The sequence below is a fragment of the Guptibacillus hwajinpoensis genome (assembly GCF_005144865.1).
Classification (GTDB): Bacteria; Bacillota; Bacilli; order Bacillales; family Guptibacillaceae; genus Guptibacillus; species Guptibacillus hwajinpoensis_A.
In genome coordinates this window covers 567,181-583,561 of the sequence record NZ_SWFM01000001.1, presented here as the reverse complement: position 1 = coordinate 583,561, position 16,381 = coordinate 567,181, and the positions used below count along the sequence as shown (strand labels likewise).

Here is a 16,381-nt window from a genome sequence, read left to right as displayed (position 1 = left end):
TAGAAAAGGAATGATAGATATGCAAGAAGTAAAAGCATCGATGGCAGGAACAGTATTAAACGTAATGGTAGCAGAAGGAGATTCAATTACATCCGGACAAGAACTCGTTATGCTTGAATCAATGAAAATGGAGATTCCTATTGAAGGAGTAGAAGAAGGAACAGTAGCGGAAGTGAAGGTTTCGATCGGGGATTTTGTTAACGAAGGTGATGTACTCGTCAAAATTAAGTAGGAATTTAGGCTGAACGAGCGCTCGATCTAAATGGAATTTGAAGGAGGATGCTTAATGAATCATCTTGAAGAAATGTTGCAAACAAAAGCGAACGAGATTGAATCTGGTGGTGCAGATAAATACCATCAGAAGCTTAAAGAAACGAATAAACTTTTTGTACGTGATCGCCTGAACCTCTTATTTGATAATGGACAGTATACAGAAGATGGTAAATTTGCAAATAACCATGCAAGTGATCTTCCTGCTGACGGTGTTGTGACTGCGATCGGTAAGGTGAATGGCGAAAAGGTTTGTGTCATGGCAAATGACTCAACTGTAAAGGCTGGTTCATGGGGGGCTAGAACTGTAGAAAAAATCATTCGCATTCAAGAAACAGCTATGAACCTTAAGGTTCCGCTTCTTTACCTTGTAGATTCAGCGGGCGCACGTATTACAGATCAGCTTGAAATGTTTCCGAATCGACGTGGTGCAGGTAGAATCTTTCATAATCAGGTGAAAATGTCTGGAATGGTTCCTCAAATTTGTCTTCTATTTGGCCCATCTGCAGCAGGGGGTGCGTACATACCAGCTTTCTGTGACATTGTGATCATGGTTGATAAAAATGCTTCCATGTATCTTGGGTCACCGCGAATGGCTGAAAAGGTAATTGGTGAGAAAGTGACGCTTGAGCAAATGGGTGGTGCTAGAATGCACTGCAGTACAAGTGGATGCGGTGATGTTCTTGCTGAAAATGAAGAGCATGCAATTGAATTGGGAAGAACCTATCTAGGTTATTTTCCGGGCAATTTCCACAAAAGAACGCCTCGTTTAGAAGGGAAGCTACCTTCACTAGAGAAGTCAATTACTGACATCGTACCTGAGAATCAAAATGCGCCTTTCAATATGTATGATTTAATTGATGCGCTCGTTGACGGAGAAAGTTTTTTTGAAATGAAGAAGCTTTTTGCTCCTGAATTGATAACAGGGTTCGCTAGAATAGATGGACGTGTTGTTGGTCTCATTGCGAATCAGCCTAAGGTAAAAGGTGGCGTTCTGTTCGTCGATTCTGCTGATAAAGGGGCAAAGTTTATTCAGCTCTGTGATGCGTATCATATTCCACTGGTCTTTCTAGCTGATGTACCAGGGTTTATGATTGGGACAAAAGTCGAGACGGCAGGAATTATTAGACACGGTGCAAAATTAATTGCCGCTATGAGCTCTGCAACAGTTCCGAAAATCTCTGTTGTAGTTAGAAAAGCTTACGGTGCAGGGTTATATGCTATGGCTGGGCCAGCATTTGAACCAGACTGCTGCATCGCGCTACCTACTGCACAAATTGCAGTAATGGGGCCAGAGGCTGCAGTGAATGCAGTTTATGCTAATAAAATTAATGCCATTGAAGATCCCAAAGAACGGATGGAATATGTGAAAGGTAAACATCGAGAATATAAAGAGCATATTGATATTTATAAACTTGCTTCAGAGCTTATTGTTGATGACATTGTACCTGGCAGTGAACTTCGTGAAGTGCTTGTGGATCGCTTATCGTATTATGAGGCAAAAGATGTACCTGCTCCTGATAAAAAGCATCCAGTTTATCCTGTATAAAAACAGAGCAAATCCCTTAACTTAACTGTTAAGGGATTTTTTTATAATAAAGATGAAATACATATGCTAAACTTTAAGAAATGCAAGTTTCATTCGACCTACAAAGGTGGGGAATTGTTTGAGAATAACGATTATAGGAGCTGGATCGATTGGATTGCTTTTAGCTGCAAAGTTTGCAATGGCGAACCATATTGTGACTCTTGTTTGCCATGAGGTGCAACAAGCAAATAAATTAAAAGCAGAAGGCATTCAGTATAGAGGGACAAAGGTGTCTCAAGTTACTGTCCAATCAACATCTGTTCTTGAAGATGACAAAGTCGATTTATTAATTGTAGCTGTGAAATCACAACAGGTTCCATCAGTTGTTGAGAGTATCAATAAGGTTTTTGGAGAAGAAATTCCGGATATGCTTTTCATTCAGAATGGGATGGCGCATATTCAGCATCTTGAGTCCATATCCCACAATATCTTAGTTGGGATTATTAATCATGGAGCAAAAAAGCTTGATGATGTGACAGTTCTACATAAAGGAGTTGGCACTATTGAAGTAAGTACTTATCGAGGCGTACCGAGATCAATACATAATCTTTCAAGTGAAGACTTTCCAATTTACTATGTAAAAGACTGGTATCATATGCTAGCTAGAAAGCTCGTAGTGAACTGTGCGATTAATCCATTAACCGGAATCTTTGGCATAGAAAATGGAGAATTGCTCACGAATGCAAGGTTTTACACGATATTAAGAGAATTAGTTAGAGAATCCTCACAAGTTCTCGAACTAGACTATGAAGAGGCTCTCTGCAATGTTCAAGCTGTATGCAGGCAAACAGCGAGGAATACGTCTTCTATGCTCGCTGATTTAAAGGGTGGACGCCAAACTGAAATTGATGCCATTACCGGAGTTATTCTTAAGCAAGCAGAATTAAAGGGGCTAGACGTTCCGTATTCAAGATTTGTATATGACAGTATCAAAGGGCTTGAGAAGATAAGAAACTAAAGAAGGGAGTGTACTTAAATGGAAAACGTTCTGGCGTGGATCGTGGCTACTGCAGTAACCTTACCACTTCTCGCCTGGTACCTTGTGTACATTGTGACTGTTAAAATGACGCGGAAGAAAAAATTTTCCTTTCGTCTTGCTGTGGATATCTCGACAATTTTTTTCATCCTAAGCGTGCATTTCATCATCGTAGAATTATTTGGTCACTCCTTTTTATGGGTGATCTTACTTCTAATGGTAGGTGCAGCTGTAGGATTTACGGTTCTTCACTGGAAAACAAAAGAAGATATTCATATTCATAAGGTTATTAAAGGAGCGTGGCGTTTTAATTTTTTATTGTTTTCCACCTCTTATATCCTCCTATTGCTTATTGGGTTAGTACACCGTATCTTAACGGTCTAACTCATAAGCTTTTTTTTTGGTAGGCGTCAGGAAGTTTGATATACTAACTAAGGATTAAAAAGGCGGAGTTCCGCATTTGTGTCAAGAAAGGAAGAAATTTTATGAAACTCACTGAAACATTCCTTCCAGGATCAAATGTAATTGCAACAGATTACATCGCTGAGAAGAAAAACATCTCGGCTTTTTTTGACTATACATATCAGGATTCAACATCATACGAAGACAGATATAATGAGCTTATGGAACGCGATTACGATCGTACTTCCTTAACGGCTCATCTGAAAACATTCAATGTAAAGTACGATGCTAATGAGCGTGCAATGAAAAACATTGAACGATTGAACCAAAGTGACGCAGTCACTGTCGTAGCAGGACAGCAGGCGGGTGTTTTGACTGGACCTCTTTATACAATTAATAAAGCTTTATCAGTGATTAAACTCGCTGAAGAGAAAGAGGAAGCGCTTGGAGTGCCAGTTATACCTATATTCTGGGTTGCTGGAGAGGATCATGATTATCATGAAGTGAATCATATCTTTACGTATGATAAGAACCGAGAGAAGAAAGAGGCTGTTCCTCAAAAGCAATTTACGAAGCAAGCGTTATCTGACATAGCACTTGATAAAGAAAAGCTTAACGGCTGGACAAAGGAGATGCTTCAACACTTTGGTGAAACGTCTTATACAAAGGATCTTCAGGAATGGCTTGAAGACGTTACCGACAAGTCGGATACATTTGTTGATCATTTCTGTTTCATGATGGCAGAGCTTTTCTCTAAGCACGGACTTGTACTTGTTGATTCTGGAAATACCGAGTTTCGTGAACTTCAGGTTGATGCTTTTAAGAAGATGATTGATAACAATGAGGCGATTAATGAGGCAGTCATTAAGCAGGCGGATCAGCTTAAAGAACAAGGCTATCCAATTGGGGTGGAACTAGACGAACGTCAGGCAAATTTGTTTGCGCAAGTCAAAGGAGAGCGTATTCTTCTAGAACGAAATGGAGATGGGTTTGAAGGGAAAGCTATTGCAGCGACTTTCACTAGAGATGACCTGCTCAACATTGCTCATCACCACCCAGAAGAATTAAGTAATAACGTTGTAACTCGACCGATTATGCAGGATGTGATGTTTCCTGTGCTCGCGTTTGTAGCGGGTCCAGGAGAGCTAGCTTATTGGGCACTACTTAAACCAGCCTTCCGAATATTTGATTTTAAAATGCCTGTTATCGTTCCTCGATTAACATTTACTTTTGTTGAACGTCATATCCAAAAGCATCTTACGGATTTGTCGCTATCTATGGAAGAGGTATTGCGGTCAGGAATTAGTCCTTTCAAAGACAACTATGTTAGTGACCTTGATGATGTGGGGATCGGTGGTACGTTTAAAGAAGCGAAAGTAAAAGTAGAAAACATTCATCAGGAACTACTAAATCTAACGAAGATAGTGGACAGTGGACTTGAGAGATATGCAGAGAAAAATGGCCGCTTTCTTCAAAGGCAGCTCGACCTTCTTCAAAATAAACTATACAGCTCAATTGAATACAAACATGAGAATGATCTTTCTAAATTCGATGAGATTGGACTTTCATTAAAACCAAATGGCGCACCACAGGAACGGAAATGGAACGCAGTCTACTTCTTAAACTGGCATGGACCGGATTTTGTTGACCGCTTAATGGAGCTTGATTTTACCTTTAACGAAAAACATAAAGTCGTTATTTTATAAAATATAAAATAAATGAATAGTTTTAAATAAAAATCCTGCTGAACAGCAGGATTTTTGTGTTGTGGTACGAATTAATTTTTTAGTGGTGAAAAGTGGGGAGTTGTGGTAACTTAGAGGTAGAAAGTGGGAGAGGTGGAGAAAGCCATGTTTATGGGGGAATATCAGCATACTGTTGATGAAAAAGGCAGAATGATTATTCCCGCTAAGTTTCGTGAAGAACTTGGTGAAACCTTCGTCTTAACCCGCGGGCTAGATAAATGTATTTTTGGCTATCCAATGAACGAATGGGAAGTCCTCGAAGAGAAGATGAAGACACTTCCTTTTACAAAGAAAGATGCTCGTGCTTTTACCCGATTCTTTTTCTCTGGTGCTACTGAATGCCAATTGGATAAACAGGGCAGGGTAAACATTGCAGGTACTTTACGTCAATATGCCGGTCTTGAAAAAGAATGCGTTGTTATCGGTGTATCGAACAGGCTTGAAATTTGGAATAAGTCAGTTTGGGAAGAGTATTTCAATGCCTCAGAAGAATCGTTCTCTGAGATCGCGGAAAGCATGATGGATTTCGATTTGTAGAAGATCAATATGGAATGAAGGTTAAGGTGTAGCTATGTTTGAACACATTACAGTACTTAAAGAAGAAGCAGTAGAAGCATTAAATATTAAAGAGGATGGCATTTATGTCGATTGTACGCTTGGTGGCGGTGGCCATTCAAAAGCGATACTGGACAAGCTCACTACAGGACACCTGTATGCATTTGACCAGGACCAGTGGGCCATTGACAATGCCAAAACAACACTAGCAGGGTTTGAAAGCAAGCTTACCGTTATTGAGCGGAATTTCAGCTTTATTAAAGAAGCGCTTTCTGACCTTGGTATTGAAGGTGTTGATGGTATCTTGTTTGATCTCGGTGTTTCCTCTCCGCAGCTTGATAAAGGCGAACGGGGGTTTAGTTATCAGCATGACGCACAGCTTGATATGAGGATGGATCAATCTTCCAGTTTATCAGCTTATGAAGTAGTGAATGAGTGGGAGTACGAACGTCTCGTCTCGATTTTTTTCAAATTTGGTGAAGAAAAGTTTTCAAAACAAATCGCTCGCAAAATTGAAAAAGCAAGAGACCTAAAACCGATCGAAACCACATTCGAGCTTGTTGATATCATTAAGGATGCAATCCCAGCTCCTGCGAGAAGGAAAGGGGGACACCCGGCTAAACGGATTTTTCAAGCAATTCGAATTGCAGTAAATGATGAGCTTAAAGTATTTGAGCAAGCACTCATTGATGGCATGTCTATCTTGAATCCCGGCGGTCGAATTAGTGTCATAACGTTCCACTCTCTAGAAGATCGAATTTGTAAGACAACAATGAAGGAAGCAGCTTCTGGACCAGAACTTCCACCAGGAATGCCGATTATTCCGGATGCGTATCAGCCTGAAATGAAGTTGATCACAAGAAAGCCCATTCTACCATCTGAAGAAGAGCAAGAAGTAAATCGACGCGCAAGATCAGCCAAACTTCGCGTTGCAGAGAAAGCGTAAAGAGAAAAATAAGAGAAGGTGTAAGGGGGAAAACAATGAGTAACCTGGCGTATAAGTATCAACAGCAGCAAACACAGAAAAAGCAAGCAGAGGTAAAGCAAAAAGCGGTATATATTGAACGTGGACGTATAACTAAAGGAGAGAAATTGCTCTGGATGATGCTTGTACTTGCGTTTGTGACAGCGTCTATTTTTATGGTTTCGAATTATGCATCCATCTACAATTTGAATACGAGCATTCAACAGGTGGAGTCTGAGCAGCGCGCTCAATTGAAACAGAATGAAGAGTTGCAGGTGAAAGTAACAGAGTTAAGTGCACCAGATCGAATTATGGATATTGCCCAGAATGAATTAGGCATGAAGCTGAATGATCAAAATGTAGAAGTAGTTAACAAGGGATCATAATTTCGGAGGTTTGCACTGAAATGAGAGAAACAAATAAGAACCCACATATTAATGTTGGAGCAGCGATTTTAATGTCACTATTTGTCCTGCTCTTTTTTGCTTTTATTGGACGTTTTTTCTATATTGAATGGACCCATGCGGTATCAGGAGTAGATGGAGAAAAAGTAGATTTAATGGAACTTGGTCAAGAAAAATGGACGAGGAGCAAAATACTCGAAGCTGATCGAGGGACAATCTACGACCGAACAGGAGAAAATGAATTAGCAACAGATATTCCCTCATTTACACTTAGGGCGATTTTAGATCAGAATTATGATGAATACGTAAAAGACATTGACGAAACAGCGTCAAAACTTGCGCCAATCATTGAAATGAAAGAGTCAGATATTAAAGAAATTCTATCTAGAGAAGAAGTGTTTCAGGTCGAGTTCGGATCTGCTGGAAAGAATTTAAGCCTAACTAAAAAAGAGAAGATCGAAGAACTCGATTTACCTGGGGTTGGATTTATTCCTACCAAGACGAGACTTTATCCAAATGAAGAGTTTGCATCACACCTTCTTGGATTTACAAATGAGAACGAAAAAGGTGTCCAAGAAGGACTTCTCGGCCTAGAGAAGCAATTGAACAAGTACCTAGTTCCACAGCCTGGTAAAGAAACGTATCAGAGTGATCGGCAGGGCTTTAGACTTCCTTACGGGAATGAGAACATTACACCTTCTAAAAGCGGAAATGATGTTTATTTAACCATTGATGAGAAAATTCAACTGTTCATGGAAAGAGCCATGAACGAAGCGCAGGAGAAGTATAACCCTGAGCGAATGACAGCGATTGTTGCTGATCCAGATACAGGTAAAATTCTTGCGATGGGCAATCGTCCGACGTTTGATCCGAATTTAAGAGATATTTCGAATTATACGAACATGGCCATTTCGTCATTTGAGCCAGGGTCAACGATGAAAATATTCACACTCGCTGCAGCAATTGAAGAAGGTGTATATAGCGGTGATGAATTGTATCAATCAGGTAGATATAAAGTACCTGGTGGAAGTGTACCCGATCACAACAATGGAGAAGGTTGGGGAGTGATTAGTTTCGATGAAGGAATTCGAAACTCTTCCAATGTAGCAGCATCCATTCTTGTGAAAGAAAAGCTCGGATTCGATCGTTACAAAGATTATTTGTCTAAGTTCGGATTTGAAAAGAAAACTGGGATTGATTTACCTGGAGAAGGAACGTCACAAATTACTTACAGTGGAGAGCTTGAGCGAATTTCTACTGGATTTGGTCAGGGGTCGACAATCACTCCAATTCAGCAGGTTCAAGCAGCGACCTCGATAGCAAACGGTGGAAAGATGATGAAGCCTTATGTGATTGAGAAAATCGTTGATCCTGATTCGAATAAAGTGAAGCTTAATCATGAACCAAAAGTAGTAGGAGAACCAATATCGAAGGAGACTGCTGCTCACACTCGAGAAATCCTTCGATCCGTTGTTACAGATGGGACAGGAACCCCTTATAACATAGAGGGATATACGATTGCAGGTAAAACGGGAACCGCCCAGATTTCACAAGGGGCAAAAGGTTATATGAGCGGATATGGAAACAATGTGTTTTCATTCATTGGCATGGCTCCAGCTGAGGATCCAGAATTAATAGTATACGTGGCTGTTGATCGTCCACAGTTAGAATACCCGGAACTTGGAAGTGATCCAGTATCCCTAATCTTTAATACAATCATGAAGAACAGTCTTCAATATTTAAATATAGATCCAATTGAAAAGAAAGAAACGAATAGTAAAAAACAGGTTGATGAAAATGGCTCCGTTTTAAAAGATGTTACTGGTATGGATGTTAAACAAGCTAAAAAAGAGCTTGGGGGAGATTTGGAGGTTCTTGCACTTGGTAAGGGGGAAGTCGTAAGTCAATCACCTCATGCCGGTTCAAAAATCCTCGATGGTGAACGAATTATTTTACAAACCAAAGACAAGGTAACAATGCCAAATATCACAGGTTGGTCTCTTGCGGATGTTATGAAGTTAGTCGAATTGATGGATTTAAAACCAAACATGATGGGTTCTGGTTATGTAACCAAACAGGGGATTAAACCTGGTAGTGTTGTAAAAAAAGGTGATTATTTGGTAGCAGAATTGAAAACTCCTTCAGCAGAAGAAAAGCCGGCTGAAAAATCGGATGAAGCGACAGAAGCAATAACGGACTAGCAGGTATATCACAAGCATAGTGGACATATAGTGGAACGAGCATAATCAGGGAGGATGAGTTTATGCGCGTTTCCAATGTCACTGTCCGAAGGAGACTCGTTCTTGTACTTGTTGTAGGGTTATTTGTTTTTGGTGTTGTGGTAGTTAGACTCGGTTACGTGCAGCTTGTTATGGGAAACTGGTTGAGTGAAAAGGCGAAAGATTCGTGGAGTAGAAACATACCTTTTGAACCTAATCGCGGCGAGATTCTCGATCGAAATGATGTCCCTCTTGCTACGAACATTAGTGCTCCATCTGTCCTGATCGTTCCAAGGCAGGTGCAAAATCCAGCAGCTACAGCAGAAGCTCTTGCTGCATCTTTGAACACAAGCAAGGAAAAAGTGTACAAAACCATAACCAAATCGGAATCAATGGTGTGGATTCGACCAGAAGGAAAGAAAATGACGAATGAAAAGGCAAATGAAATTCGCAAGCTGAACTTAACGGGCGTTTACATTGCAGAAGATAATAAACGCCATTATCCTTATGGTGCTTATTTATCACACGTGTTAGGGTTTAGCGGTATTGATAATCAGGGTCTTACTGGTATTGAATCATACTATGATGAAGAGTTGAGTGGGGAAAAGGGTCAAGTTGAATACTATGCTGATGCGAAAGGAAAACGTATGCCTGCGCTCGCAGATGATTATACCGAACCTGTCGATGGACTTGATCTTCGCTTAACAGTAGACTCTAGAATTGAAACAATTATTGAGCGTGAGCTTGATATTGCTGAAGCTACTTATCATCCAGATGGCGCAGCAGCTATTGCAATGGACCCGAAAACAGGTGAAATACTAGGTATGTCTTCTCGACCTAATTTTAATCCTGAAGAGTTTCAAGATGTATCCCCTGATGTGTGGAATCAGAACAAGCCTGTATGGAGTACTTATGAACCAGGTTCTACTTTCAAAATCATTACCCTTGCTGCTGCTTTAGAAGAGGGGAAAGTTGATCTTGAGAATGATCACTTCCATGACCCAGGAAGCATTGAAGTCGCAGGCACAAAGTTAAGATGCTGGAAAGCAGGCGGACACGGAAGCCAGAGTTTCTTAGAAGGGGTCCAAAATTCATGCAACCCTGGTTTTGTTATGCTAGGTGAGCGTCTTGGAAAAGAAAAGCTATTCTCATATATTCATAAATTTGGATTTGGAGAAAAAACAGGTATCGATCTCCAAGGAGAAGCGAGCGGAATCTTATTTGATGTTGATAACGTAGGACCACTTGAGCTTGCGACTACCGCATTTGGTCAGGGGGTTTCAGTGACACCAATACAGCAGGTAACAGCTGTCTCTGCTGCAGTTAACGGTGGTACCCTATATGAACCCTATATTGCTAAAGAGTGGTTAGATCCTGAAACAGGAGCCGTTATAAGTAAGAATACGCCAAAAGTAAAACGACAGGTTATTTCAAAAGAAACATCTAAAGAGGTCAGACATTCACTCGAAACAGTCGTAGCTTTAGGAACAGGTAAAAATGCATATGTGGATGGCTATCGAGTAGGCGGGAAAACAGGAACAGCACAAAAAGCTAAAGATGGTGCGTATTTAAAAAATAACCACATCGTATCATTTATTGGTTTTGCTCCTGCGGATGATCCCCAAATTGTTGTTTATGTTGCAATTGATAACCCTAAAGATACACTGCAGTTTGGTGGTATTGTAGCTGCACCAATTGTAGGTAATATTATCCATGATAGTTTGACGGTTATGGGTGTTGAGAAAAGGGAAGACCAAATTGAGAAAGAAAAGACTTGGCTTGACGAAGAAATGATTGAAATGCCTGATTTAGTTGGCATGTCAACTAAAGAGATTAGTCAAGCGATGTACAATTTGAAGATAGATTCAAGCGGTGAAGGAAATACAGTTGTGGCACAAGCACCAGATCCTGGAGTGAAATTACCTGCAGGTTCAGAAATTCGGCTTTATATGGGTGACAAATAGGCATCCTGTGAGTACAATAAGTATTGAACAAGCCAAGGCATATGCTCTTGGCTTGTTTTCTGAAAATAAGTCAGCAAACTAGAAAGGTTTGAAAGAGATGAAACTAAACGATCTACTTCATGCATTATTTACATATACGCAAAAAGGTGAAGGAAACCCAGATATTCTTTCAATTGAAAGTGATAGCAGAGCAGTGAAGGATGGTAGTCTATTTGTTTGTATTCCAGGCTATACAGTTGATGGGCACGATTTTGCTGAGCAGGCTGTTCAACAAGGTGCTGTTGCGCTCGTTTCTGAGAAAGAGCTGAATGTGTCTGTTCCAGTTATCGTCGTTCGTGATGCTCATCGTGCTCTCGCTGAACTAGCGAATCTTTATTATCAACATCCAACCAAGTCGTTCTCCCTTATTGGCGTAACGGGCACGAATGGGAAGACGACTGTTTCACATTTGATTGAACGCATTCATCGAAATGAATCTCAAAAAACCGGCTTAATTGGCACAATTAATATGAAAATTGGTGACGAAGAATTTGAGACAAAAAATACAACTCCTGAACCGCTGTTACTTCAAAAGCAGTTTGCGAGAATGCGTGATCAGCATGTCGATACAGCCGTAATGGAAGTATCATCTCATGCGTTAACGCTTGGCCGTGTTAGAGGTTGTGACTACGATATTGCAGTGTTTACCAACCTTACGCAGGATCATCTTGATTACCATGGGACAATGGAAGAATATCGCCTTGCAAAAGGTCTTCTTTTTTCACAATTAGGTAATACATATGATACAGGAAGAAAAAAGGTAGCGATCTTAAATGTTGATGATGAGGCTTCTAGTACTTATGAGAAGATGACCTCTGCACATATATTGAGGTATGGCATTGACAGAGAAGCAGACATTCAAGCCCATGATATTTCCTTTTCAGCTAATGGGACAAGATTCCGCTTGACTACTCCTGATCAGGAGCGTGAAGTGAAATTAAAGCTGACTGGTAAATTTAGCGTCTATAATGCACTTGCTGCTATTTCTGCAAGTCTTGCAAATGGGTTGGCACTTGATCGCATCCTAGAAAACCTTGAAGCCATTGAGGGTGTTCCAGGTCGATTCGAGCTGGTTGATGAAGGGCAAAATTATCCTGTTATTGTTGATTACGCGCATACGCCAGATAGCCTAGAAAATGTGCTTGTCACCGTTAAAGATATGGCCGTAGGTAAAGTCTTTGCAGTTGTAGGTTGCGGTGGAGATCGTGACCGCACGAAAAGACCACTTATGGCGAAAATTGCTTCCAAACTAGCTGATACTGCTGTTCTTACTTCTGATAATCCAAGAAGTGAAGATCCAGATCGCATACTTGATGATATGGTTGAAGGCGTTGAAGGAGAGTATGTGCGGATTACAGATCGCTCCGAAGCGATACATTATGCGATCGCACATGCAAATAAGGGTGATATCGTCTTAATTGCTGGTAAAGGTCATGAAACATACCAAATTATTGGAGATCAGGTGCTGGATTTTGATGATCGCACAACAGCACGACAAGCTATAAAGGAGCGTAAATCATGAACTTTAAAGCATCGTTAGTAAACGAATTCAGTCAGGGACCAGTTGATCATGAACTGGTCTTTGAAGGTGTGGCAACAGATACAAGAAAGGATTGTACGAATAAATTATTTGTTCCAATCGTTGGTGAAGTGTTTGATGGGCATCGTTTTATTGACCGTGCCATTGAGAACGGAGCAACAGGAACGCTGTGGGAGAAAAGTAAACCATTTCCACAGGATCTTGAAGGAAGAATTCAAGTTTATATGGTGGAAGATACAACAGTTGGTTTGCAGGAACTTGCTAAGCAGATCCTGAAAGAGCAGAAACCATATGTCATTGGCGTCACGGGGAGCAATGGAAAAACAACAGTGAAAGATATGCTAGAAGCTGTCTTGAGCCCTAAGTATCAAACATACAAAACGCAAGGCAATTTAAATAACCATTGGGGGCTTCCAATGACTGTTCTTGCTATGCCAGAAGGGACTGACGTTCTTATTCTCGAAATGGGAATGAGTTCTGCTGGAGAGATTTCACTTCTTACATCAATTGCAAATCCAGATATTGCGGTTATTACAAATATCGGTGAATCTCATTTACTTCAACTCGGAAGTAGAGAAAACATTGCGAAAGCCAAAATGGAGATTGCTGAAGGACTTAAATCAGACGGTTTGCTTGTTATTGATGGTGATGAGCCATTGTTAGCACCTGTTTATGATCACGCGTTATCCTGTGGGTATAGTGAAACCAACGATCTCCAAATTGATAAAGTTGAAAAAAGAGAGAACGGTTATACGTTCACATTGAAAAATGAGGATTCTCCGTTCGAGATCAACTTATTAGGCAAACATAATATTAAAAATGCGATCTACAGTATTGCAGCTGCGAGAAGGCTTGGCCTTTCTGAAGGTGAAATTCATAAAGCTTTATCTAGCTTGACTCTTACAGGTATGAGGTTAGAGCAATACCGTTTACCTTCTGGTGCTTTGATTATTAATGACGCATATAATGCAAGTCCAACTTCCATGAAAGCGGCTGTGGAAACGTTAGTAGAGCTAGAAGGGTTTGATCAAAGAATAGCTGTACTAGGTGACATGTATGAGCTTGGTAACGAGGAAGAAGCTCTTCACCGCGATATCGCTTCTTCTATAAGAGAGCCAATAACTGAAGTCATTACCGTTGGCGAAAAAGCAAAGTGGATTTATGATGGGTTGACAGAAGATAAAGCGCAAAGAGTGCCAGCTGTTTCCTTTGTAAGCAAAGAAGATGCCGCATCATATTTAAAAGGCAAGCTTGACGATAGGACGGCTGTCTTATTAAAAGCGTCAAGAGGGCTTGGCCTTGAAACCATACTAAAGGCACTAGGGAATTAATTTTAAGGAGGCAGTACATTGATTGAACGTTTATTGATTTTTAGTTTATTAACATCATTTATTATAGCGGTGCTTGTTTCACCGGTATTTATCCCGTTTTTAAGAAGACTTAAATTCGGCCAAAGCATAAGGGAAGAAGGACCTAAATCCCATCAAAAGAAATCCGGTACACCTACAATGGGTGGACTCATTATTTTGCTTTCAATCATTCTAGGGACAATAATCATTGCTCTTAAGTATGATGAGATATCAATGCAAATCTGGTTGCTATTGTTTGTAACAGTTGGATATGGACTTATTGGATTTTTAGACGACTTCATCAAAGTTGTTAAGAAACGAAACCTTGGACTAACATCCAAACAAAAGTTACTCGGTCAGGTTCTGATTGCAATACTTGTTTATTTTGGTTTAAGAACAGTTGGTTTCGATACAGCGATTCGTGTTCCTGGCACAGAGTGGAGCTTTGATATTGGAATCGGGTATATTATTTTGCTATTTGTTATGTTGGTTGGGGCATCGAATGCTGTTAACTTAACAGACGGTTTAGACGGCTTAGTTGCAGGTACAGCAGCCATTGCATTTGGTGCTTTTGCTATCCTAGCTGCAACGGCATATATGTATGATATAGCCATCTTCTCAGTAAGTGTTGTAGGTGCAGTACTTGGATTTCTTGTCTTTAATGCTCATCCTGCAAAAGTGTTTATGGGAGATACAGGATCGCTTGCTCTAGGTGGCGCACTTGCTGCTGTAGCGATCATGACGAAGTTAGAACTTCTTCTTGTTATTATAGGTGGAGTATTCGTCATTGAAACGCTTTCTGTTATTATTCAGGTTGCATCTTTTAAATCTACAGGTAAACGCGTATTTAAGATGAGCCCTCTTCATCACCACTATGAATTATCGGGATGGACAGAATGGCGAGTTGTCGCTACATTTTGGACAGTAGGTTTGCTATGTGCAACATTTGGAATTTATCTTGAGGTGTGGATGTAATGAAAAAAGTAAATTATCTTAATAAATCTGTACTAGTGATGGGCATCGCGAAAAGTGGCTTTGCAGCAGCAAAGTTACTCAAGTCTATGGGAGCGAATGTAACGGTTAATGATCGTGAAGAAGTAAATAACAATCCTAAAGCGATTGAATTGCAAGAAGTAGGTTTTACGGTTGTGGGTGGAGGACATCCTCTTGAATTATTAGATGGAATCGATTTAATCGTTAAAAATCCTGGTATTCCATATCATAATGCGCTACTAGTTGAAGCTGAGAAACGTAGCATTCCGATCGTAACGGAAGTAGAAATTGCAGGAGAAATCTCCGAAGCTCCTTTTATTGCGATTACAGGTTCAAACGGTAAAACAACAACAACAACTCTAATTGGTGAGTTGTTAAGTGAAACGCCGTTAAATCCAATTGTAGCGGGTAATATTGGTACTGTTGTGTGCGAAGTGGCAGCAGAGGCAACACCTAACCAAACCCTCGTTACAGAGCTTTCAAGCTTTCAGTTACAGGGGACAGTTCATTTTCATCCTCATATTTCTGTTCTTCTAAATATTTATGAAGCACATCTTGATTATCATGGATCCAAAGATGCGTATGCTGCTGCGAAAGCACGGATATTCGCTAATCAGACTTCAAATGACTATGCTGTTTACAATGCGGATGATTCCTTAGTTTCTTCGTTTGCAGAAGCATCGGAAGCTACACTTATTCCATTCTCTACAACAAAAAAGCTAGATAATGGGGTAGGTGTTGTCGATGGTTGGGTTGTATTCCAAGAAGAGAACGTCATTAAAGTAGAAGATCTTTCTATGAAACAAAATATTGAGAACACGCTTGCGGCAGTTGCAGTTGCTAAATTGTCTGGTGTTTCTAATGAGAAAATACACAGCGAACTGACGAATTTTCATGGTGTGAAACATCGCCTTCAATTCGCAGGTGAAGTAAGCGGTCGTAAATTCTTTAATGATTCAAAAGCAACCAATTCGATAGCTACGAAAAAAGCGTTAGATTCTTTTGAAAAGCCTGTTATTTTGCTTGCGGGTGGACTAGATCGTGGCAATGGATTTGATGATCTTATTCCATATTTCCAAACAAAGGTTAAACACTTAATTACTTTTGGACAAACTGCTCAGAAATTAAAGGATACAGCCTCAACGGCAGGACTGAATTCAGTCACAGTTGTCGATAATGTAGAAAAAGCTGTTGCAACAGCTTACGATCTTTCCGAAACCGGAGATGTAATCCTACTTTCTCCAGCGTGTGCTAGCTGGGATCAGTTTAAGACGTTTGAAGAGCGTGGAGACATCTTTATTGAGGCAATGCATAGACTCTAATGAGAGGTTGTCTTGCTTACCCGGTTCTATCGGTTAGGTAAAATCGACGAT

14 protein-coding genes are annotated in these 16,381 nt (G+C 40.3%); all 14 read left to right on the top strand.

The features are described 5' to 3' along the window. Window positions 1-19: 19 nt before the first annotated feature. The 14 genes from FBF83_RS02855 (at window position 20) to murD (ending at window position 16,330) form a co-directional block, all read left to right on the top strand. Window positions 20-232: a biotin/lipoyl-binding carrier protein gene (locus tag FBF83_RS02855; protein WP_136945616.1), complete on the top strand. Its 213-nt coding sequence runs from the start codon at window positions 20-22 to the stop codon at window positions 230-232. 54 nt (window positions 233-286) lie between these two features. Then, window positions 287-1,819, top strand: coding sequence for an acyl-CoA carboxylase subunit beta (locus FBF83_RS02850; protein ID WP_136945615.1), 1,533 nt, complete (start codon window positions 287-289; stop codon window positions 1,817-1,819). Window positions 1,820-1,937: 118 nt separating this feature from the next. Further along, complete coding sequence (locus FBF83_RS02845; protein WP_169525147.1) at window positions 1,938-2,816, top strand: 2-dehydropantoate 2-reductase; 879 nt, start codon at window positions 1,938-1,940, stop codon at window positions 2,814-2,816. 18 nt (window positions 2,817-2,834) lie between these two features. Then, the gene (locus FBF83_RS02840) at window positions 2,835-3,218 is read left to right on the top strand and encodes a DUF3397 domain-containing protein (RefSeq protein ID WP_136945613.1); all 384 of its coding nucleotides are present in this window, start codon (window positions 2,835-2,837) and stop codon (window positions 3,216-3,218) included. Between the two features lie 101 nt (window positions 3,219-3,319). Further along, entirely contained in the window at window positions 3,320-4,942 is a 1,623-nt protein-coding gene (gene bshC, locus FBF83_RS02835; RefSeq protein ID WP_136945612.1) for a bacillithiol biosynthesis cysteine-adding enzyme BshC, read from the top strand. Between the two features lie 144 nt (window positions 4,943-5,086). Next, window positions 5,087-5,518: a division/cell wall cluster transcriptional repressor MraZ gene (gene mraZ / locus FBF83_RS02830; protein ID WP_048309899.1), complete on the top strand. Its 432-nt coding sequence runs from the start codon at window positions 5,087-5,089 to the stop codon at window positions 5,516-5,518. Between the two features lie 34 nt (window positions 5,519-5,552). Further along, window positions 5,553-6,482 (top strand): 16S rRNA (cytosine(1402)-N(4))-methyltransferase RsmH, encoded by a 930-nt coding sequence (gene rsmH, locus FBF83_RS02825; RefSeq protein ID WP_136945611.1) that lies wholly within the window; start codon window positions 5,553-5,555, stop codon window positions 6,480-6,482. Window positions 6,483-6,517: 35 nt separating this feature from the next. Then, a complete protein-coding gene (gene ftsL, locus FBF83_RS02820) occupies window positions 6,518-6,886 on the top strand; it encodes a cell division protein FtsL (RefSeq protein ID WP_136945610.1) in 369 nt (122 codons plus the stop codon). A gap of 20 nt (window positions 6,887-6,906) precedes the next feature. After that, entirely contained in the window at window positions 6,907-9,105 is a 2,199-nt protein-coding gene (locus FBF83_RS02815) for a penicillin-binding protein (protein WP_136945609.1), read from the top strand. Window positions 9,106-9,167: 62 nt separating this feature from the next. Further along, window positions 9,168-11,087, top strand: coding sequence for a stage V sporulation protein D (locus FBF83_RS02810; protein WP_136945608.1), 1,920 nt, complete (start codon window positions 9,168-9,170; stop codon window positions 11,085-11,087). 97 nt (window positions 11,088-11,184) lie between these two features. Beyond that, window positions 11,185-12,648 carry a UDP-N-acetylmuramoyl-L-alanyl-D-glutamate--2,6-diaminopimelate ligase gene (locus FBF83_RS02805; protein WP_136945607.1) on the top strand — a complete coding sequence of 488 codons (1,464 nt, stop codon included), beginning with the start codon at window positions 11,185-11,187 and terminating at the stop codon, window positions 12,646-12,648. Beyond that, the gene (locus FBF83_RS02800) at window positions 12,645-13,997 is read left to right on the top strand and encodes a UDP-N-acetylmuramoyl-tripeptide--D-alanyl-D-alanine ligase (RefSeq protein WP_136945606.1); all 1,353 of its coding nucleotides are present in this window, start codon (window positions 12,645-12,647) and stop codon (window positions 13,995-13,997) included. Before FBF83_RS02805 ends, FBF83_RS02800 begins: the two co-directional genes overlap by 4 nt. A gap of 18 nt (window positions 13,998-14,015) precedes the next feature. Next, window positions 14,016-14,990 (top strand): phospho-N-acetylmuramoyl-pentapeptide-transferase, encoded by a 975-nt coding sequence (mraY, locus tag FBF83_RS02795; protein WP_136945605.1) that lies wholly within the window; start codon window positions 14,016-14,018, stop codon window positions 14,988-14,990. Next, complete coding sequence (gene murD / locus FBF83_RS02790; RefSeq protein WP_136945604.1) at window positions 14,990-16,330, top strand: UDP-N-acetylmuramoyl-L-alanine--D-glutamate ligase; 1,341 nt, start codon at window positions 14,990-14,992, stop codon at window positions 16,328-16,330. Before mraY ends, murD begins: the two co-directional genes overlap by 1 nt. Window positions 16,331-16,381 lie beyond the last annotated feature (51 nt).